The organism is Bacillus sp. UNC438CL73TsuS30, from assembly GCF_000482325.1.
Classification (GTDB): Bacteria; Bacillota; Bacilli; order Bacillales; family Cytobacillaceae; genus Neobacillus.
On sequence record NZ_KI535295.1, the window covers coordinates 469,441 to 488,602 of the forward strand.

24 protein-coding genes are annotated in these 19,162 nt (G+C 37.0%); 18 read left to right on the forward strand and 6 right to left on the reverse strand.

The features are described from left to right. Nucleotides 1-165 precede the first annotated feature (165 nt). Nucleotides 166-1,371, forward strand: coding sequence for an FtsW/RodA/SpoVE family cell cycle protein (locus tag M028_RS0116050; RefSeq protein ID WP_026574750.1), 1,206 nt, complete (start codon nt 166-168; stop codon nt 1,369-1,371). Nucleotides 1,372-1,398: 27 nt separating this feature from the next. On the opposite strand, the gene M028_RS30235 is transcribed toward M028_RS0116050, so the two are convergent. Beyond that, nucleotides 1,399-2,307, reverse strand: coding sequence for a COX15/CtaA family protein (locus tag M028_RS30235; RefSeq protein ID WP_035424174.1), 909 nt, complete (start codon nt 2,305-2,307; stop codon nt 1,399-1,401). A gap of 553 nt (nt 2,308-2,860) precedes the next feature. Between M028_RS30235 and cyoE the strand changes: the two genes are divergently transcribed. The 7 genes from cyoE to M028_RS0116090 all read left to right on the forward strand — a co-directional run bounded on the left by cyoE (nt 2,861) and on the right by M028_RS0116090 (nt 9,544). Then, nucleotides 2,861-3,799, forward strand: coding sequence for a heme o synthase (cyoE, locus tag M028_RS0116060; protein WP_026574751.1), 939 nt, complete (start codon nt 2,861-2,863; stop codon nt 3,797-3,799). A 189-nt stretch (nt 3,800-3,988) separates the two neighbouring features. Beyond that, the gene (gene coxB / locus M028_RS0116065; protein WP_026574752.1) at nt 3,989-5,044 is read left to right on the forward strand and encodes a cytochrome c oxidase subunit II; all 1,056 of its coding nucleotides are present in this window, start codon (nt 3,989-3,991) and stop codon (nt 5,042-5,044) included. A 28-nt stretch (nt 5,045-5,072) separates the two neighbouring features. Beyond that, the gene (ctaD, locus tag M028_RS0116070) at nt 5,073-6,944 is read left to right on the forward strand and encodes a cytochrome c oxidase subunit I (protein ID WP_197031443.1); all 1,872 of its coding nucleotides are present in this window, start codon (nt 5,073-5,075) and stop codon (nt 6,942-6,944) included. Then, entirely contained in the window at nt 6,944-7,570 is a 627-nt protein-coding gene (locus M028_RS0116075; RefSeq protein ID WP_026574754.1) for a cytochrome (ubi)quinol oxidase subunit III, read from the forward strand. The genes ctaD and M028_RS0116075 overlap by 1 nt, the downstream gene beginning before the upstream one ends. 4 nt (nt 7,571-7,574) lie before the next feature. Next, nucleotides 7,575-7,910: a cytochrome c oxidase subunit IVB gene (ctaF, locus tag M028_RS0116080; RefSeq protein WP_026574755.1), complete on the forward strand. Its 336-nt coding sequence runs from the start codon at nt 7,575-7,577 to the stop codon at nt 7,908-7,910. Nucleotides 7,911-8,056: 146 nt separating this feature from the next. Beyond that, nucleotides 8,057-8,962 carry a cytochrome c oxidase assembly factor CtaG gene (gene ctaG, locus M028_RS0116085; protein WP_026574756.1) on the forward strand — a complete coding sequence of 302 codons (906 nt, stop codon included), beginning with the start codon at nt 8,057-8,059 and terminating at the stop codon, nt 8,960-8,962. Between the two features lie 120 nt (nt 8,963-9,082). Further along, nucleotides 9,083-9,544 (forward strand): DUF420 domain-containing protein, encoded by a 462-nt coding sequence (locus tag M028_RS0116090; RefSeq protein ID WP_026574757.1) that lies wholly within the window; start codon nt 9,083-9,085, stop codon nt 9,542-9,544. Nucleotides 9,545-9,578: 34 nt separating this feature from the next. On the opposite strand, the gene M028_RS0116095 is transcribed toward M028_RS0116090, so the two are convergent. Further along, nucleotides 9,579-9,938 carry a YugN family protein gene (locus M028_RS0116095; RefSeq protein ID WP_026574758.1) on the reverse strand — a complete coding sequence of 120 codons (360 nt, stop codon included), beginning with the start codon at nt 9,936-9,938 and terminating at the stop codon, nt 9,579-9,581. A gap of 191 nt (nt 9,939-10,129) precedes the next feature. On the opposite strand from M028_RS0116095, the gene M028_RS0116100 reads away from it, so the two are divergent. Both M028_RS0116100 and M028_RS0116105 read left to right on the forward strand, forming a co-directional pair. Continuing rightward, nucleotides 10,130-10,564: a CBS domain-containing protein gene (locus tag M028_RS0116100; protein WP_026574759.1), complete on the forward strand. Its 435-nt coding sequence runs from the start codon at nt 10,130-10,132 to the stop codon at nt 10,562-10,564. A 285-nt stretch (nt 10,565-10,849) separates the two neighbouring features. Then, complete coding sequence (locus M028_RS0116105) at nt 10,850-11,788, forward strand: CAP domain-containing protein (RefSeq protein WP_231510830.1); 939 nt, start codon at nt 10,850-10,852, stop codon at nt 11,786-11,788. A 10-nt stretch (nt 11,789-11,798) separates the two neighbouring features. Here the strand turns inward: M028_RS0116105 and M028_RS0116110 are convergent, their stop codons facing one another. Both M028_RS0116110 and M028_RS0116115 read right to left on the reverse strand, forming a co-directional pair. Then, the gene (locus tag M028_RS0116110) at nt 11,799-12,173 is read right to left on the reverse strand and encodes a hypothetical protein (RefSeq protein ID WP_026574761.1); all 375 of its coding nucleotides are present in this window, start codon (nt 12,171-12,173) and stop codon (nt 11,799-11,801) included. A 19-nt stretch (nt 12,174-12,192) separates the two neighbouring features. Further along, nucleotides 12,193-12,675 (reverse strand): PaaI family thioesterase, encoded by a 483-nt coding sequence (locus M028_RS0116115; protein WP_026574762.1) that lies wholly within the window; start codon nt 12,673-12,675, stop codon nt 12,193-12,195. Between the two features lie 132 nt (nt 12,676-12,807). Between M028_RS0116115 and M028_RS0116120 the strand changes: the two genes are divergently transcribed. From M028_RS0116120 to M028_RS0116140, 5 genes are all read left to right on the forward strand, one after another. Beyond that, the gene (locus tag M028_RS0116120; protein ID WP_026574763.1) at nt 12,808-13,233 is read left to right on the forward strand and encodes a YlbD family protein; all 426 of its coding nucleotides are present in this window, start codon (nt 12,808-12,810) and stop codon (nt 13,231-13,233) included. An 18-nt stretch (nt 13,234-13,251) separates the two neighbouring features. Next, on the forward strand, nt 13,252-13,491 hold the full coding sequence (locus M028_RS0116125; protein ID WP_026574764.1) for a YlbE-like family protein: 240 nt from the start codon (nt 13,252-13,254) through the stop codon (nt 13,489-13,491). 95 nt (nt 13,492-13,586) lie between these two features. Next, the gene (locus tag M028_RS0116130) at nt 13,587-14,036 is read left to right on the forward strand and encodes a DUF6130 family protein (RefSeq protein WP_026574765.1); all 450 of its coding nucleotides are present in this window, start codon (nt 13,587-13,589) and stop codon (nt 14,034-14,036) included. A 59-nt stretch (nt 14,037-14,095) separates the two neighbouring features. Further along, nucleotides 14,096-14,530: a YlbF family regulator gene (locus M028_RS0116135; protein ID WP_026574766.1), complete on the forward strand. Its 435-nt coding sequence runs from the start codon at nt 14,096-14,098 to the stop codon at nt 14,528-14,530. Between the two features lie 300 nt (nt 14,531-14,830). Next, complete coding sequence (locus tag M028_RS0116140; RefSeq protein ID WP_026574767.1) at nt 14,831-15,106, forward strand: YlbG family protein; 276 nt, start codon at nt 14,831-14,833, stop codon at nt 15,104-15,106. Nucleotides 15,107-15,134: 28 nt separating this feature from the next. Here M028_RS0116140 and M028_RS0116145 read toward each other — a convergent pair whose 3' ends face one another. Further along, complete coding sequence (locus M028_RS0116145) at nt 15,135-15,524, reverse strand: DUF7147 family protein (protein ID WP_026574768.1); 390 nt, start codon at nt 15,522-15,524, stop codon at nt 15,135-15,137. Nucleotides 15,525-15,882: 358 nt separating this feature from the next. Between M028_RS0116145 and rsmD the strand changes: the two genes are divergently transcribed. Both rsmD and coaD read left to right on the forward strand, forming a co-directional pair. Beyond that, on the forward strand, nt 15,883-16,440 hold the full coding sequence (gene rsmD / locus M028_RS0116150) for a 16S rRNA (guanine(966)-N(2))-methyltransferase RsmD (RefSeq protein ID WP_035424324.1): 558 nt from the start codon (nt 15,883-15,885) through the stop codon (nt 16,438-16,440). 19 nt (nt 16,441-16,459) lie between these two features. After that, a complete protein-coding gene (gene coaD, locus M028_RS0116155; RefSeq protein WP_026574770.1) occupies nt 16,460-16,948 on the forward strand; it encodes a pantetheine-phosphate adenylyltransferase in 489 nt (162 codons plus the stop codon). 20 nt (nt 16,949-16,968) lie between these two features. Here the strand turns inward: coaD and ylbJ are convergent, their stop codons facing one another. Further along, entirely contained in the window at nt 16,969-18,189 is a 1,221-nt protein-coding gene (gene ylbJ / locus M028_RS0116160) for a sporulation integral membrane protein YlbJ (RefSeq protein WP_026574771.1), read from the reverse strand. A 193-nt stretch (nt 18,190-18,382) separates the two neighbouring features. On the opposite strand from ylbJ, the gene M028_RS0116165 reads away from it, so the two are divergent. Beyond that, nucleotides 18,383-19,162 carry a patatin-like phospholipase family protein gene (locus M028_RS0116165; RefSeq protein ID WP_026574772.1) on the forward strand — a complete coding sequence of 260 codons (780 nt, stop codon included), beginning with the start codon at nt 18,383-18,385 and terminating at the stop codon, nt 19,160-19,162.

The window sequence follows — 19,162 nt, forward strand, 5'->3', positions numbered from 1 at the left end:
GAACTCAAACAGTAAAGATTTCCATTTGTTTGAGTTCTTTATTATTTTTATTCCCTTTTTCACTTGAAAAATTATTAGAAGTCAGTAACTTTTCCTCAAGAAATATGTCCAATTTTCTATTATAATAGTATTGTTAAATTAAATCTGAAGATGAGGAAGAAATGAATGGTAAAAAAAATATTAAAGTCCTATGACTATCCTTTAATCCTCGCTATTATCCTATTGTCGTTATTTGGATTGGTTATGGTTTACAGCGCCAGCATGGCAACTGCTGTTCAACGATATGGGCTGCCCAGCGATTACTTTTACCAAAAACAAAAAATATTTTTACTTGGGTCATTAGTGATTTTTATTTTTACTGCTATTATCCCATACAAAATAATGAAATTTACAAAATACTTTTTAGCACCGATGGTATTTTTATCGATTATCGCGTTATTAGGCATATTTGCTTTTGGAACGGTTGCAGGAAATGCCCAAAGTTGGTACCAAATTGGCCCTTTAAAAATTCAACCTTCAGAGTTTGTTAAATTGGCGATGATTATTTATTTATCTGCCGTTTATGCAAAAAAACAGACCTATATTAATCAATTTAACAAGGGAGTTCTACCCCCTCTAGTTTATTTAATGATTGTCGTTGTGTTAATTGCAAAACAACCTGACTATGGGACGGCACTTATTATTGTTCTCATTGCTGGAACCATTATTATCTCCTCCGGTATGAATTTAAAAAGTATGTCTAAATTACTTTTAATTGGGGTAATTATTGGTTTAATTTTTATTGTTTTTGCAAGAGGAGAAATTTTTACACAAAAACGGGTTGACCGTTTTTCTGTTCGAAGTGATCCATTTAAAGAAGAACAAACATCCGGCTATCATTTGGCAAATTCATATATTGCAATTGGTTCTGGTGGGGTTAACGGATTAGGATTGGGAAGAAGTATTCAGAAACTAGGGTACCTTCCAGAATCACACACAGATTTTATCATGGCTGTCATTGCCGAAGAACTGGGTGTTTGGGGAGTTGGTTTTGTAATTCTAACCCTGGCCTATATTGTTTTAAGAGGGATTTATATTGGTTTAAAATGTAAAGACCCTTTTGGAAGTCTCCTTGCAATAGGGATTTCCAGTATGATTGGAATTCAATCTTTCATAAACCTTGCCGGGGTTTCAGGAGTAATGCCCCTTACGGGTGTACCACTGCCATTTGTAAGCTACGGTGGTTCCTCACTTCTTACGCTTGCAATATCTGTCGGAATTCTTGTCAATGTCTCAATGTTTGTAAAATATGAGAGTAGGAAAAATAACCCAAATCAAAAAGGAAAAAAAGAGCGGAACAAAGACGGTAAAGTATTCTATCTTCAACAATAAAAAAGCTGCCACTTAATGGCAGCTTTTTTATTTATAATTTTTTCTGGACCTTGAATATAAAAGTAATAAATAACTTAAAACACCAAATAAACAAGTGATGAAAAAGGCATGTAATAGGGCGATATAGAGATTAAGTCTGCTGAAAATAATCAAGGCACCAGCAATCACTTGCAAGCATACAAGGCAAAATGAAATAATCCAGCCCCAGTAAAGAACCTTTTGCTCTTTATAATAACGTATGGCCAAATATGTAACATAGGCAATCCAGATAAATATCAAAGCTGCAGCAGTACGATGGCCCATTTGTACCCATTCATACATGTTGGTGGGTAAGCCGGGCGCATCATTAAGACATAAAGGCCAATCACGACAGACAAGGCTTGATTTTGTATGGCGGACAAGTGCGCCGGTATAGATGACAAGATAACTGTAGATGGAAACACCAACAATGTGAAACCCCATCCTCTTATCAATAAAAAGCTTGTCTGCATCAAATTTCTTATCTATTTCAAAAATAAGCAGGGTAAGTAAAAAAACGGCTGCAAAGGATACAAGGGAAATTCCAAAGTGCAATGCCAGAACAAAGCTAGATTGGCCCCACATGACAGCTGCTGCCCCAATTAATCCCTGCAGAAGCAGGAAAAAGAAGGAGAGAAACGATAGAAACCTTGTTTCCCGAATATGACCAATGACCTTCCAAGTCCAAATGGATAAAATAAGTACCATGATACCTTCAGCGCCGGAAACTAGCCGATGGGCAAGCTCGATAATTAATTCTGGAGTTATGTCAGATGGGACAAATTTATCCTCGCATAGCGGCCATGACCTTCCACAGCCCATTCCGGAACCCGTTTTTGTCACAAGTGCTCCGCCAAGTAAAACTAAAATCATACCAATCGTAGTGGCGACAGCCAACCACTTTAAAGAACGTTGCAAAAAATTCACCTTCTTAACTTAGTTCAAAAATTTGTCAATGGATATTATTGTAAGTATAATAAATTAATGGTATAGAAAAAAGCCCTAATTCATCATATCGAAAAGAAGAGGAAAAGAACAGAATTTCGAAATTTTTTTTGATGATTTTTAAATTGTAATAGGGGAATGGATAATTTTAAATTTTCACAATTATTATAGTGGAAACTATTGAAACTTACCTAACAGTTTGTTAAAACTATAAAGGATAGCTATATTTAGGAATTTTTTCCCTATAATCTAGGAAATAAAGGGTTTTTGAGTATTCGGAAAATTACGGACACAATTTAGTCAAAAATTATTCAAAAAAAATTCACAAAAAACACTCGAAGTGTGATTTAATATACAGTGAAAGTGTTTTTTAAAACACTTCTTTTTTAAAAGATATTCTTAACTTAGAAAATTATAAATTCAGACATTATTTTTTCCAGATGATTAAATAGAAAAGATAAAATAAATTAGGTATCGTTACAACGGATATTGCAAATATTGTAATAAAGGATTAGGAGGAGAAAAAATGTCCAATTCAAAGGCTTTTGGTGATACTGCTATAGAAAACGACGCATCAAGCCTGCAAACTGGTATCGAAAAAACGTCGGCATGGAAGGACTTTTTAGCCCTTATTAAAATTGGGATTGTCAATTCCAATCTCATTACAGCGTTTACTGGCCTATGGCTCGCACTTCATTTTACCGGACAAAGTTTTTTACATAACTTAGATATCGTATTCTTTACGTTAGCTGGATCAGCCCTTATTATCGCTGGGTCATGCGTTATTAATAACTGGTTTGACCGCGATATTGATCACTTAATGGATCGAACAAAAGCTAGACCGACCGTTACAGGGAAATTGGCCCCTGCAAAGGTATTGACATTTGGGATTATCTTAATTGGTTTGGGAACACTGTCTTTATTATTTACTACTTTAACTGCAACAGTAATAGGACTGCTTGGAGTTTTTAGTTATGTTTTCCTCTATACATTATGGTCAAAACGACAGTTGGTTTCAAATACCATCATTGGAAGTATCTCAGGTGCTGTCCCGCCGTTAATTGGCTGGGCTGCAGTTGATGGAAATCTTGATAAAATGGCTTGGGCATTATTTGTTCTCATGTTTGCTTGGCAGCCTCCCCATTTTTATGCATTGGCAATGAGAAGGGTGAAGGAATATAAAGCAGCAGGAATTCCAATGCTTCCAGTGGTTAAAGGATTTAAAACCACAAAAAGACATATAGTTCTATGGGTAGCTGTTTTATTGCCTATCCCATTTTTCTTGAAAAGTTTAGGAATCCCATTTCTAATTCTTGCAACCGTGTTAAATCTCGGCTGGCTTGCATTAGGGATTTATGGATATAGGATCAAAGATGATATTAAGTGGGCAAAACTAATGTTTGTGTACTCATTGCAATATTTAACTATTATATTTGTAGCGATGGTTATTGTTACATTGATTTAGTTTTGCGGTGATATTCTTCTACGCTAATGGAAGTAATTCTGCCTTGGCAAAAGAATTACAGCGGTGGACTTTAAAATGAAGCCCCGCCGCAGGGTATTCTTACATAGAGGGATGAATCATTCTACATACTTCTTTGATCTAAAATTTATACTAAAGAAATTTTTTATGAAAGAGGGGTTTGATTGAGCTATGAAAAGGCTTGCGAAATGGCGTTTAATTTCGTTGTTTGCGATCTTAGCGCTAATTCTCTCCGGATGTGGTGAACCGTTCCTATCAACGTTACAGCCTGCTGGTGAAGTTGCAGATATGCAATATGGTTTAATGAAGTTAAGTACTTATATCATGGTGGGAGTTATCCTAGTTGTCATGATCATTTTCGTCTTAGTTTTCTTCCGTTTTAGAAGAAAGGACGATAAAATTCCTAAACAGGTTGAGGGGAGTCATAAATTAGAAATTATTTGGACGGTTATTCCGATTCTATTACTTCTAATTCTGGCTGTTCCAACGGTTGCTGCAACGTTCAAGCTTGCAGATGTGTCAAAAATGGATCAGAAAAACACGAAAGCACTTGTTATTAATGTGCGTTCCCATTTATATTGGTGGGATTTTGAATATCCAGGTCAAAAAATTGTAACTAGCCAAGAGTTAGTTGTTCCTACAAATGAAAAAGTTTATTTTAGCTTAAAATCTATGGATGTAAAACACGCTTTTTGGATTCCAGCAGTAGGTGGGAAAATGGATACTAACACAGATAACATTAATAAATTCTGGTTAGAGTTCGACAGTAAAAAAGCTGATGAGGCAGGAAACTTATTCTATGGTAAGTGTGCTGAGCTATGCGGACCATCCCATGCATTGATGGACTTTAAAGTTAAAACAATGTCCCGCGATCAATTTGATGGCTGGGTGAAAGCAATGCAAAATGTAAAAGAACCACAAAAAGCAACTACAGCTGCAGCACAGCAAGGACAAGAAATCTTTAATAAAAGTTGTGTAGGTTGTCATGCAGTAACACAACAACCAAAACCTGAAGCAGCAAGACTTGCACCAAACTTAACAAACTTTGGTGATCGATCTCGTGTTGCTGGTATTTTGGATCATAATAAAACAGAAATTAAAAATTGGATTCGAAATCCTGAAACATATAAACCAGGAAATAAAATGACTGGTAAATACCCAGAAATGTCTGAAGATCAATTAAATGCTTTATCTGAGTATTTAATGGGCCTGAAAGTACAACAGTAGTAGGGGAATTGGTTGAAAGGGAGGTAAAATTGTGAGTACCTATGCTCAAAAAAAAGGATTTGGCGCAACTTTATGGGATTTCTTAACCACAGTTGACCATAAAAAAATCGCGATCCTCTATATGATTGCAGGCGGATTTTTCTTCTTAGTAGGTGGAATCGAAGCGGTCTTTATCCGTATCCAGCTTGCAGTGCCAAATAATGATTTTGTCAGTGCTGGACAATTTAACGAAATTATTACGATGCACGGAACAACGATGATTTTCCTTGCAGCGATGCCGCTAATTTTTGGTTTTATGAATGCGGTAATGCCTTTACAGATTGGGGCACGCGATGTAGCGTTCCCATATGTAAATGCTTTAGGATTTTGGTTATTCTTTTTCGGCGGTGTTTTTCTAAACCTTTCATGGTTTTTAGGCGGGGCACCGGATGCAGGCTGGACATCTTATGCATCACTAGCTGTTGCATCTAAAGGACATGGTGTTGATTTCTATATTTTAGGGTTACAGATTTCTGGTCTTGGAACCTTAATTGGTGGTATTAACTTCCTTGTAACCATCATCAATATGCGTGCACCAGGAATGACGTATATGAGGATGCCATTGTTTACTTGGACAACATTTGTTACATCTGCATTGATTTTATTTGCATTTCCTCCATTAACAGTGGGTTTAGTGTTAATGATGTTTGATCGCTTGTTCGGAGCGAATTTCTTTGAAGTTTCTATGGGTGGTAATACCGTTATTTGGGAACACCTTTTCTGGATTTTTGGACACCCAGAGGTTTATATTTTGATTTTACCTGCTTTTGGTATTTTCTCTGAAATATTCCCGATTTTCTCAAGAAAACGCTTATTTGGTTACTCCTCCATGGTATTTGCAACCGTTTTAATCGGTTTCTTAGGATTCATGGTTTGGGCTCACCACATGTTTACAACAGGATTAGGACCAGTAGCGAACGCCATTTTCGCTGTTGCTACAATGGCAATTGGTGTACCAACTGGTATTAAAATTTTCAACTGGTTATTAACTCTTTGGGGTGGTAGTGTTAAATTTACTACACCTATGCATTGGGCCTTTGCGTTTATTCCATCGTTTCTTGCTGGTGGTGTAACAGGGGTTATGCTTGCGTCTGCAGCTGCAGACTATCAGTATCATGATACGTATTTCGTTGTTGCCCATTTCCACTATGTAATTGTCGGCGGTGTAGTATTTGCCGTTTTTGCCGGAACTCACCTATATTGGCCAAAAATGTTTGGTACAATGTTAAATGAAGCAATGGGTAAAATAACTTTCTGGTTATTCTTTATTGGGTTCCATATGACATTCTTTATTCAACATTTCTTGGGACTCTGGGGAATGCCGCGTCGTGTTTTCACTTACCTTCCAGGTCAGGGGTTTGACACGGCTAACATGATTAGTTCTATCGGTGCTGCCTTTATGGGTGTAGCAGTTATCGTAATGCTACTAAACATTATTGTTACATCTGTAAAAAATGTTAAAGTTGGAAACGATCCTTGGGGAGACGGTAGAACCCTTGAATGGTCAATTCCGTCACCACCTCCATTCTACAACTTTAAGCAGCTTCCACTTGTTCGTGGATTAGATGCTTATTGGTTAGAAAAAATGGAAGGTAAAAAGGAAATGACACCTGCTGAGCCGCTTGGTGATATTCACATGCCGAATTCATCATTCCTTCCATTTACAACGGCTCTTGGACTGTTCATTGCCGCATTCGGTGCTATGTACCATGTAAATGATAAAGCATGGGCATTGCCTGTTATGATTATTGGTTTACTTGTAACATTTGGGTCCATGTTCTTACGTTCAGTAATTGATGACCATGGTTTCCATATCCATAAGGAAGAATTACTTGAAGAAGAAAAGGGGGCTAAGGCATAATGCACGCTGAAGAAAAATTCACATATGAAAACTGGCCTGCTGAGCCTGAAAAATCCACCCTTGAGTCAAAAAATAAGTTCTTAGGATTTTGGTTTTTCTTAGGCGGGGAGACTGTACTCTTCGCTTCTCTCTTCGCAACCTATCTTGCATTAAAAGATAAGGTTCCGGATTCAAGTCAGCATTTGGCAAAAGATTTGTTTGAACTTCCGCTGACATTTGTTGCAACAATGCTTCTTTTAACAAGTTCGCTAACAAGTGTATATGCAATGTATCATATGAAAAACTTTGCCTTTAAGAAAATGATGGTATGGCTTGGATTGACTGCATTATTAGGTGCCGGATTCCTTGGACTAGAGGTTTACGAGTTTAAAAACTATGTTCATGAGGGGCATACCTTTACAAGTAGTGCATTTGGTTCTGCTTTCTATACATTAGTTGGTTTCCATGGTGGTCACGTTGCATTTGGTTTATTATGGTGCTTAACACTAATGTTCCGAAATGGGAAGCGAGGCTTAGACCTTTACAACGCGCCTAAATTTTATGTGTTTAGTTTATACTGGCACTTTATCGACGTTGTTTGGGTATTCATCTTTACAGTAGTATATTTAATGGGAATGGTGGGATAAACTGATGGCAAATCCACAGGTAAATTCAGGTAACCCAAGAGTTGACATTGAATATCGCCGGAAAAAAAGCGCTGAAGAAATGAGATATCAAGTTATTTCTTTTGCTTTAATGATTTTCTTGACTTTAATTGCTTTTGCAGCAGTTGCTGTTAAAGGATTTACAGCTTGGTTCATAGTACCATTTATTATTCTTTTGGCTGTGGTTCAAGTCATTTTTCAGCTCTATTATTTCATGCACATGAGCCATAAAGGGCATGAAGCTCCATCATTATTCTTGTATTCAGGGGTATTAGTAGGAGCAATCACAATATTAACATTTACTACCATCATTTGGTGGTAAGCAAAATAAAAAGAAAATCGGCTGAAAGGCCGATTTTCTTTTTATCATGTTATAATGATTATAAATAATGTCATTCTTGGCTTTCAGGCAGAACAAGAGGGTATACTAATGGATGGCTTTTTAAAAATATATTGAGGTGATTTTCGGTGCTTACATTAGATATTTTTGGATTCAGAGCACTATGGAGCCCGTACTTTTTGTCAATTTTAATTGCATTTTTGGTTGGTTATTTCTTAATTACGATTAAATTCAGGAGCAAGTTTAAAGACAGTGAGCCTTTAACTAGAAAGCAAGCAGTGTACTTTGTATTATGTATTAGTCTTCTATATACCATTAAAGGTTCGCCATTTGATTTAATGGGACATTTGATGTTTTATATCCATGCCACCACAATGATTTTGTTAGTTTTTCTTGTGGCACCATTGTTTGTATTAGGGATTCCGCCATGGCTTTGGCGAAAAGTGTTAAGTCTTAAAATAGTAAAACCTATTTTTAATCTTGTAACAAAGCCAATTTTGGCACTTTTACTTTTTAATGGATTCTTTTCTTTGTATCATATTCCAGTTATTTTTGATCATGTAATGCAAAATGGATTTTTCCATGCTGGTTATTCGATATTGTTGTTTTCTTCCGCTGTTTGTTTGTGGTGGTCATTAATATGCCCGCTTCCGGAACTAAAAGGAATAACCGGATTAAAAAAGGTCGGGTACCTTTTTATAAACGGAATATTATTGACACCCTCATGTGCATTAATAATCTTTGCAGATCATTCATTTTACGCTACTTATTCTGACCCAAACGTATGGGGGAGGGTAATGAGTTTATGTGTCGGATCTTCGACCTTCGAGGGTTTAAATCTAAGTGGACCACAACTATTTAGTTCCATGTCATTAGTGGATGACCAACAGTTAGGTGGAGTTATTATGAAGGTTCTTCAGGAAATCATTTTTGCTTTTGTATTAGGGCATGTATTTTTTGAATGGTACCGCAAAGATCAAGCTGAATCTGAAGCAGAACTAAATAAAACTTTAAAGCCAACCCTTGTTGAATAAAATCTCCTTGTTGCCATGGGAGATTTTTTTCTGAATTTAACCAATGCAGCTTTATGTTTGAAAAAGAATGTAAAGTACTTTAAAATTACATTAGAATAATTAAAAAGCGAGGAAGCTTAAATGTCCTTACCCATTTTACCTACGATTAGTACGTCCTTTATCATTCTAAGTGCCATTACAATGGCAATTGGCTGGCGGCAAATAAAACAAAAACGAATTGATGCGCATAAAAAAACAATGACACTTGCGGCCATATTTGCTCTTATTTTCTTTATTATTTATGAGTCAAGAACAGTGTTTATCGGAAATACTTCCTTTGGCGGTCCTGATAATATTAAGATTTACTATACAGTGTTTTTAATCTTTCATATTACTCTTGCGACTTCGGGAGCAGTATTAGGCCTTATTTCCATAATAACTGGCTATAAAAGTAAACTTAAAGTTCACCGCAAACTTGGACCTATCACATGTATTGTCTGGTTTTTTACGGCCATCACCGGTGTAGCGGTCTACCTATTATTATATGTATTTTACAAAGGTGGAGAAACTACCTCTTTAATCAAAGCAATCCTTGGATTTTAAAGAAAAGACGCATGAGCGAATCATGCGTCTTTTTTTATTCAGCAAACTTTTCAATTTTACCTTTAATTTCTTCTAAAGTTTTTTTACATTGGTTTACAAGGCCGCTTGGGAAGTTTTCACCTTCACCATATTCTACTCCGTGTGGATAATAATATTTCCCTAGTAATGGTGTCATCAATTGAATAGTAGCTTTGTGTGAGCCAACGTCTCCCTGGGTGGTATAACCAAACACACGCAAGTAGAAAATGCCCTCTTTTAATTCAAATTTACGATCATATGTAACACGTTCATAATCCCATTGGCCTTCACGTACTAAGCCATGTTCATCCATGACCTCATCCAAGCGGTTTAAATCAGCTTTAAATTTTTCGATTCCAGTATTTTCGAATTTCACTTTTGAATTCCCTCCTAAAAACGTGCCATTACCTCTATGTTACATTATTCGGTTTTATAGCAGATTTAATTCAATTTAATAATAGTTGAATTTGTATCAACTTGCAATGAATTCATTTACAGAATAATTTAATCTCTTGGGGGAATTCTATATTATTGTTAAGAATTTTATTATTTTAGGGGGTATTTGATATGGAAAAAATTCGTGAAATTATGACTGACAAGGTTGAAAGCTGTTCTTTACTTGATAATGTATACGAAGTGGCAGTTAAAATGAAGGAATTAAATGTTGGGGCCATTCCCATCGTGGATAATGATAAGCTTGCCGGAATGATTACGGACCGTGATATCGTTTTACGATGTGTTGCAGAAAAACATCCTGCTTCATCGAAAGTGGAAGATATAATGAGTAACGATTTAATTACGGTTTCACCTGATGCTTCCAGCAGGGAAGCAGCTAAATTAATGGCGGAACATCAAATTCGCCGCCTTCCTGTTGTCGAAGGCGATAAGCTAGTAGGAATCGTATCCCTTGGGGACTTCGCAATCAGGGATTTAACAGACGATCAGGCAAAACAGGCCCTAACGGAAATTTCCGAATCAAATTATAATGGAATCCAGCATTAAAGAACAAGAAAACAGGTGCCGTTGGTACCTGTTTTCTTGTTCTTAATGTTACTATTCTGTTAAGATGATGTATACATGTCACTTAAAAAGATATAGATGATATAATTAAATTATCTATATTATATAGAAAAGTATTAGAGAGGGTGTTGGCCTCTGCGAACACTTATAAGAATTCTTGTTGTCTTGGCTCTTTTCTTATCCATTGGTTTTTATATAAGCGTAAAAGACAATAGCAGTGATGAGGTCTTAATAAAAGATCATCACACTTCAGAAATGAGTCCAAAATTGCCGAAAAATCCAGATATAAAGCAAAGTAAAATCTCACGGGAAAGGCCAAATGAAGGACTGTCCCTATTAATTGGGAAAAAACTATCGGCGTTGGAAAAAGATCTTGGAAAGCCGCAGCGAATTGACGAATCAGCCTATGGTTATCAATGGTATATTTATAACTCAGATTATTCCCGCTATGTGCAAGTTGGGGTTGAAAATAACCGAATCGTAACAGTCTATGCAATTGGTAAGAATTTGGATGTTGCACCGTTTGAAATTGGCCAGCCAGTGGAGGAAATCTTTAATACACAATATATTGATGCCAATATTGAAATTGATCAAGATGGGAACTCTTATCGGTTTGAATTGAATGATACAGATTTAAATATACGGCCGATCGTCCAATTAGGAAATGTGTATGTACAACTCTATATTGATAAATTCACAGGAAATCTTTCAAGTGTTCGGTTCCTTGATGCTGATACCCTCATTAAACAGCGTCCTTATGAGCTTGTTTATAGCGGGAAGTTAATGGAGGCCGATGAACCAAGTACTGATATGTGGAGAGAGATTGAAGTAGGAGAAGAAAAGCAAATTTTTGACCTTACTAATGTTTTAAGGGTAAGACATGATTTAAAGCCGCTATTGTGGGATGAAAAAACCGCGAAGGCTGCATATGACCATAGCAGGGATATGGCTAAGAATAATGATTTTTCCCATACATCAAAGAAATTTGGCAACCTTTCCGATCGGTTAAAGTCTGCTAAGGTGGTTTATCAAGCTGCTGGGGAGAATATTGCTGCTAATTATATTGATGGACCAGCATCAGTTGAAGGTTGGCTAAACAGCAAAGGACATCGTGATTCCATGTTAAATAAAGATTTTACCCATATTGGTGTAGGAGTATTCCAAAAGTATTATACACAGAACTTTATTCAAAAGTGGAAACAATAAAAACAGCGGTCTATTGAAGGCCGCTGTTTTTTTTAATTCTTTCAAAATGACTAAAGACTAATTGGCTGCTTTCCCAACAACCGTATACTTTTAGAAATTCACCCACTTTAAAGGTTTCAATCTTTGTTGTTTTGGTTAGCGGAGTCATTTTTTTTACAGTGATTTGCGCCGATTTTGTTTGTAGCTTTATTTCCTGGACAAAAATGTAGCGATGATAATAATAGCGCTGTTTTTCCTCATAAATACTCTTAATTTCTCCAACTGCAACGGCCTCTTGAGGGATATTTTCAAGCGAAAGCCATTTAGTATCTTGTACCTTCATTTCTTTTCTTGTAATAAAATAAAAGTAAAGAAGGATAACAGGGATTACAATGGCGGTGACCATATGTTTGACCCCCTAAATATTATTTCTTTATGACAAAAAATGTTCCGGTTGCATAGGCAATTTTTTTACCATCATCGCGATGGACTTCACCGGTGACGACCAATGTTTTGTTACCTTGGTGGATAATCTCAGCGTTACAGCGGAGACTTTCCCCAATTCCAGGGGCAATGTAATGGATATTCAACTGATTGGTAACGGCACCATATCCTTTTGGAAGAAGGTAATTTGCAAGTGTTCCCATTGCCGTGTCAAGGAGCGTTGCTGTTATTCCACCATGGACAATGTCAAACGAATTGTTTAGAACCGGGTTTAATGGAATCGTTATTTCACAGGAGTTTTCGTCAAGCTTACTATCCATATGAAAAAACTGATCGATAAAAGATCGTTTACCTACGTTAATTTTTGTTTGCAAAACCTCTAAAAAATGGGTGATGGCCGTTATATCATTTTCAGTACCATTGGCTATACATGAATCTAATAATGTGAATAATTTGTCCTTCATCTTTTTACCTCTTTCATTTCTTTTCAAGAACATCTTACCACTTATAAATAATTTAAGCATCATTATGTCTTTCACACATTTTATTTTCTGACATATCGTAATATAGGCATGATGTCGGCAGAGGTGAAAAAAATGGCTCAAAAAAAACTACATCCATCTGTGGCGAAGTTTAAGGAATTTGTGAAGAATAATCCTAAGATGATCCAAGAGGTACGGAAGGGTAAAACCACCTGGCAGGAATTGTATGAGGATTGGTATCTGCTAGGAGAAGAGGATGCACGATGGGAGAAAATAGGAAACGATAATAATGACTTGTCTGAAAAAACAGAGGAACAGGAAACAAATACAGAAAAAAAGGGGGACTTGATATCGAATATAATGGGTATGGTGAACAAAATGGATCCCAATCAAATTCAAAACCATATTAATAACTTAAGTCAAGCAATTGGAGCGATTCAAGGTGTTTTATCGCAATTTCAACAAGGGAGTAACGGGGCAAAACCGCCCGGAAAACCGCCAGAAGGGCCAATAAATCCTTTTACATTTCGAAAAGATTAAAAGAAAGGATTTTTAAATATGCGTAAAGATGTCCTAGAGTATTTAGGTGGACAAAAAGAGTTAAAGCAATTTATTCGGGAGCAGCCGCTTTGGTATCGAAAACTTAGCAGAAACCCTTATGATATACAATCATTAGAAATCGCGTCATTGCACTATTATAAGAAAACAATCCCACATCAAGTGGAAAAATTCTCAAACAGTGTACAAATGGCTTCGATGATGTTGAATATGTTTCAGTCTATGAAAAATCAAGGGTAATCAAGACCACATAAAAAATTATGTGGTCTTTTGCTTGTTTTATTTAGATTAAAAAACAAAAAGGAAGCGAACAATACAGGAAAGGAGTGATGGGATTGAAAAGGAATCTTTGGATGCTTACCCTATCCATTTTTGTAATTTCCATAATGACAGGATGTCAAAACGATGTGCCCAAGCCGGAATCAAAGTCAAAAATAATACCAATTGTACAAGCTAGTACATATAAATTTGATTCTAACTCTGAATTAAATCAAAATTCTGTTGAAAAACCTTCCTTATTTGTTCAATACCAAGCAAGAGGGACCAATGTTATGGTGGAGTGTATTTTAACCGGGATTAGTTTTCGAGAATCTGACAGTTCAAAAGAAAAACTTGGGAAGATGGTTGTGTGGGTCGATGATAAGAAATTTCAAGAGGTTTCCACAGCGGCGTTTATCGTTAAAGGTCTAACGCCGGGAAATCATAAAGTAAAGCTTGAGGTGCTTGATTTAAATAATCGGCCATATGGATTAACGAAAGAATTCATGGTAAATATCCCTAAGTAAGAAGGAAAATTTCGCTTTCTCCTATCGTTCGTGTTAAAATATGAGTGGAGGTGGGCGACATGCTTGCTACATCTGAGCGAGTTGAATTAATAGAAAATGCAGAAGAATTGGCTAAAATGATTTTAGAATCTGATGTTGTTGAACAATATCAAATTTCCTTATATAAATTGCGGCATAATCGGGAATCACAAAGAAAAATTAAACGGTTTATCCGCGTAAAAGACCTATATGAAGAAGTGCAGCGCTTTGGTAAATATCACCCGGATTATAAAAAAATCATGACAGAAGTCCGTGAATATAAGCGGGAAATGGATTTGGATCCGCTTGTAGCAGATTTCAAACTGGCAGAAAATGATTTGCAGTCCCTTTTGGACAATGTCAGTATCTTAATCGGCGGATCTGTCTCAGAGCATATTAAAGTGCCTACAGGGAATCCATTTTTTGATACGGGACATAGCTGCAGTGGTGGTTGCAGCAGCGGCAGCTGTGGTTAATAGGATTAGAATCGGCTAAGAAAGCCGATTTTTTTATAGAGATAAAAAAAATTCGACTTTGAGAATTGTCTAGCTCCAGCGCCTAGCCCCTCGAGGGAAAAAATGAACTGCTTTTTTCTTCGGTTGCTTCGGTCCTGTCGATGAAGTCAAAGAACGACTTCACTGCCAGGACCTCCAGCACTTGTCTTAGGCTGACCAAGGCGCTTCCGCTTTTCTAATTACAGAAAAGTTTGAATTGAAAAATACTGATTTGATATGCTAGACTAATTAAAATGATGGTTTGTTGAAGGGGAAAAAAGTATGTTTGTACAAAGACAAGGTTTAGTTATTTGGCTTTACTCATTAAAACAAGCCAAAATGTTACGGCGATTTGGGAATGTCCATTATGTTTCAAAAAAACTAAAATATGTGGTTTTGTATTGTAATCAAGAGGATTTAGAGGGAATTATGGAAAAATTAAGCTCCTTTTCTTTTGTAAAGAAGGTCGAACCCTCCTATAAACCTTTTTTGAACAAGGAATTTGAAAATTCGGCGCCGGACAAGGCAAAGGAATACGACTATAAAATGGGAATTTAAGAAGGTGAGGGCAGCTGCCCCCACCTTTTTAATGTAATGGTAATAAATAATGATTTAATCGTAAAATCCCGATTAAATACTGATAATAAAGTTCTTTTTCATGGAATATCGTGGAGGGTTTTACAGTGAGTTCATGAATGGTTTTGTTAAGCATTTCTGCTGTTTGGGCAAATAAACCATGGCGTTGATTCCCCAAATAATTTGGATTTGGAATTCCTTCTCGGCAGATATATAAAGCTTGGAATTTTCCAGGATCTGTTGGCTTCAAAACAACGACTAAGGAGGTTACCTGCCTCTCGTCGATGGTTGTATGTAATGCCATCATGTGCAGAAGTCGATGCTGATTTGCTTTGGCAAGCTCCATTAACTCATATATATCAGAAAAACCCTCACCTAATTCAATAAAACGCTGGATCAATAGTCTGACTCTCCTTTTTTTAGACTCAACAATACTTTATCATTTTGGGTAAAAATAAAAAACCCCGCAGAAATAATTCTGCAGGGTCCTTCTATATCCTTAACCAAGGATAGAAGGCAAAGGGAGAGGAGAAACCGGAGGAAGAACTTATGGGGAAACGTAAGTCTTCTCCGCGGTTGGCAACAACATCCTCGAATTGATGTTGTTAATAATATTATCCCCACAACGAAAAAGCTTATACACGTTTTTTTATTTTTTTCTATTATGATGTTGAAATGATTAGATATTTGGCTAGTTTATTCAATTATGGTAGGATAGGGGAAGAAAAATGATTTTTTAAATAAATGTGGTGATAGTTCTGAGAGTGGTTTCAGGTATTTGTAAAGGTAGACCCCTTAAAGCAGTACCGGGAAATACAACAAGGCCAACAACAGATAAGGTTAAAGAAGCCTTATTTAATATGATTGGGCCTTATTTTAACGGTGGAATCGGGCTGGATTTATTTGCAGGGAGCGGTGGTTTGGGAATCGAGGCTCTAAGCCGAGGCTTGGATAAAGTGATTTTTATTGATCGTGATGCCAAAGCCATTCAAGTGATTCGTGAAAATATTAAATCGTGCAGCTTTGATGAAAAAATCGAAGTATATCGAAATGATGCTGAGCGTGCATTAAAAGCACTTATAAAAAGAGAAATCCGTTTCGATTATATTTTTTTGGATCCTCCGTATAAAAAGCAGCAGCTTATAAACTTAATGCAAACAATTGTAGAAGAAAACCTTTTGAGTGAAGACGGGATTGTTGTTTGTGAACACAGCCACGATGTAGAGCTTCCGCTATCGGTAGGCGCCTTAACACAAATAAAACATGAAAGATATGGGATTATTACGGTTACGATTTATTCGTCAATCTGTGAGTGAGTGATAAGGGGGAGTCATTTTGGCTAGCATAGCCGTTTGTCCAGGGAGTTTTGATCCAGTTACATATGGCCATTTAGATATTATAAAGCGAGGGGCCAAAGTTTTCGACCAGATATATGTTGTAGTGTTAAATAATTCTTCTAAAAATCCTCTATTTACACCGGAAGAACGAATTCATTTGATTAAGGAGGTAACAAAACATATACCTAATGTAATTGTCGATGAATTTTCCGGTTTACTTGTTGAATATGCGAAAAGCGTTAAAGCGAATGCCATCATTCGCGGACTGCGGGCTGTTTCTGATTTTGAATATGAGATGCAAATTACTTCAATGAACAGGGTTCTAAATGAAGAAATTGAAACATTCTTTATTATGACGAACAACCAATATTCCTTTTTAAGTTCTAGTATTGTAAAAGAGGTAGCCAAGTACAATGGAAAAATATCAGAACTGGTGCCTCCATATGTTGAAAAAGCGTTGCATGCAAAGTTTTACAAACATGAATAAAAAAAGCCGGGCATAAGTAGTTATGTCCGGTTTCTTTGTAATCTAAAAAATAAGATGCCCGTATAAAGTGCAAGTGAAAATATCGTAATTAGCGGTCCAGCCTCGATCATTCGTTCGTAAAAGCTATGCACCCAAGAACCTTTTTCAAAAAATCCAACAGGTACAGCACTGGTTGGATGGCCGGTTTGATAAAAACGGAGGTAAACTGGCTTCCATAAGAGATAGGCAAAAATACTTGCGAGTATACCATGGATAATACGCGCTATGAAAAATGGCTTAAAGCGAATATTTGCCTGGGCTAGAATACTTGCAACCTGTGCCTGCACACTGAAGCCGCTAAATGCCAGGATAAAACTTACCATCATGGTCTGTTGCAAAAGAGGTGCATCCTGTACTTGGCTAGTCAGCTTGCTTCCTAGTGTAAGTTCAAATATTCCAGAAATAAGAGGAATACTTAATTTTTCCGTAAAGGAAAACACGGAAAGAAGCATTTCAACTGCTTTAGCTAGTATCGCGGTAATATGTAAATGATACAGCAGTGTGTTTATGACTGAAAATAGGATAATAAAGCCACCAATCATTAACAAGGTTTGAATGGAAGAGTTAACGGCATCGCCAAGCATTTTTCCGATGGGGCGATTATCCTTTAATCTAGTACGATGCAGGGTGGAAAAGGCTGAACGGATGATGAATTTACGCTTTTGTTCATCCTGATGGCTTCTCTTGTCTTTACCGTAAAAACGCATGATGATCCCAACACAGATATTCCCTAGATAATGGGCCAAGGCCAGTAGGATGCCCAAATTGGCATTATTAAAAAAACCTACAGCAACTGCACCAAAAATAAATAATGGATTCGAAGAGTTCGTGAATGAAACAAGACGTTCTGCTTCAATTTGAGTCAACTGACCTTCTTGGCGAAGGCGAGCAGTAAATTTGGCTCCGGCAGGAAACCCGGAGGCCATCCCCATCGCCCATACAAAACCTCCTACACCTGGTACGCGAAAAACAGGCCGCATAAGGGGTTCCAATAGGACTCCAATAAATTTAACGACTCCAAAGCCGATTAGCACTTCGGAAACGATAAAGAAGGGCAGCAAGGAAGGGAAGACAATTTCCCACCACATCTTGAGACCACGGACTGAAGCTTCCAAGGACTCCTTCGGAAAGCTGATAAGTGAGGCAGCTAGTATGGTAATTAATATGGATAAGACAATCGTTTTAACTTTTGAACGAAACACGAAGGGGACCTCCTTCCTTGGGGTAACAGTAACTATGCATTTCCCCCGTATCAATGATAAAATAAGAAATATTCACGCAAATGTCCTTTTACTACTCGTCCTCATATAAATCAAATATACTCATAGTTCGAAAATTTAGACCATAAGATTGAACGAGATTTCACTATTGCGGGTGAGTGAGGTGGTAACTTTAATGGTACAGCCTAAAATAGGGTTAGCACTTGGATCTGGCGGAGCACGCGGGTTTGCGCATTTAGGTGTGATCAAGGTAATGGTGGAAGAGGGGATCCCATTTCACCTGATTGCAGGAAGCAGTATGGGTGCCCTTGTGGGAAGCTTTTACGGTGCCGGTATAGAAATGGATCGATTATACAAACTTTCAACAGCTTTTAAGCGAAAGTATTTTTTAGACTTTACTGTTCCAAAAATGGGGTTTATTGCAGGAAAGAAAGTGAAGGATTTTGTCAGGGTATTTACGCATGGAAAAAATATAGAAGATTTATCTCTTCCAATTGGAATTGTTGCAACTGACCTTTTAACTGGAGAAAAAGTAGTGTTTCAGAATGGTCCTGTTGCAGAAGCCGTTCGGGCTAGTATCTCAATTCCGGGAATTTTTGTTCCGGAAAAGTACAAAGGGAGGATTTTAGTAGATGGGGGTGTTTCCGACCGTGTACCTGTATCGGTTGCAAAAGATATGGGTGCAGATATCGTTATTGCCGTGGATGTCTCGATGGTGAAACGAAACGCTGAAATCACCTCGATATATGATGTGATTATGCAAAGTATTGATATCATGCAGACTGAGATTATTAATACAAGGGAGATTGCCGCGGACATTATGATCCGTCCTCCAGTTGAAATGTTTAGTTCACGCGCATTCACCAACATTGAAGAGATTATTAAGGCAGGAGAAGAAGAAATTAAAAAACATATTCCTCAAATTAAACAGGTTATTGAGCAGTGGAAGGGGTAA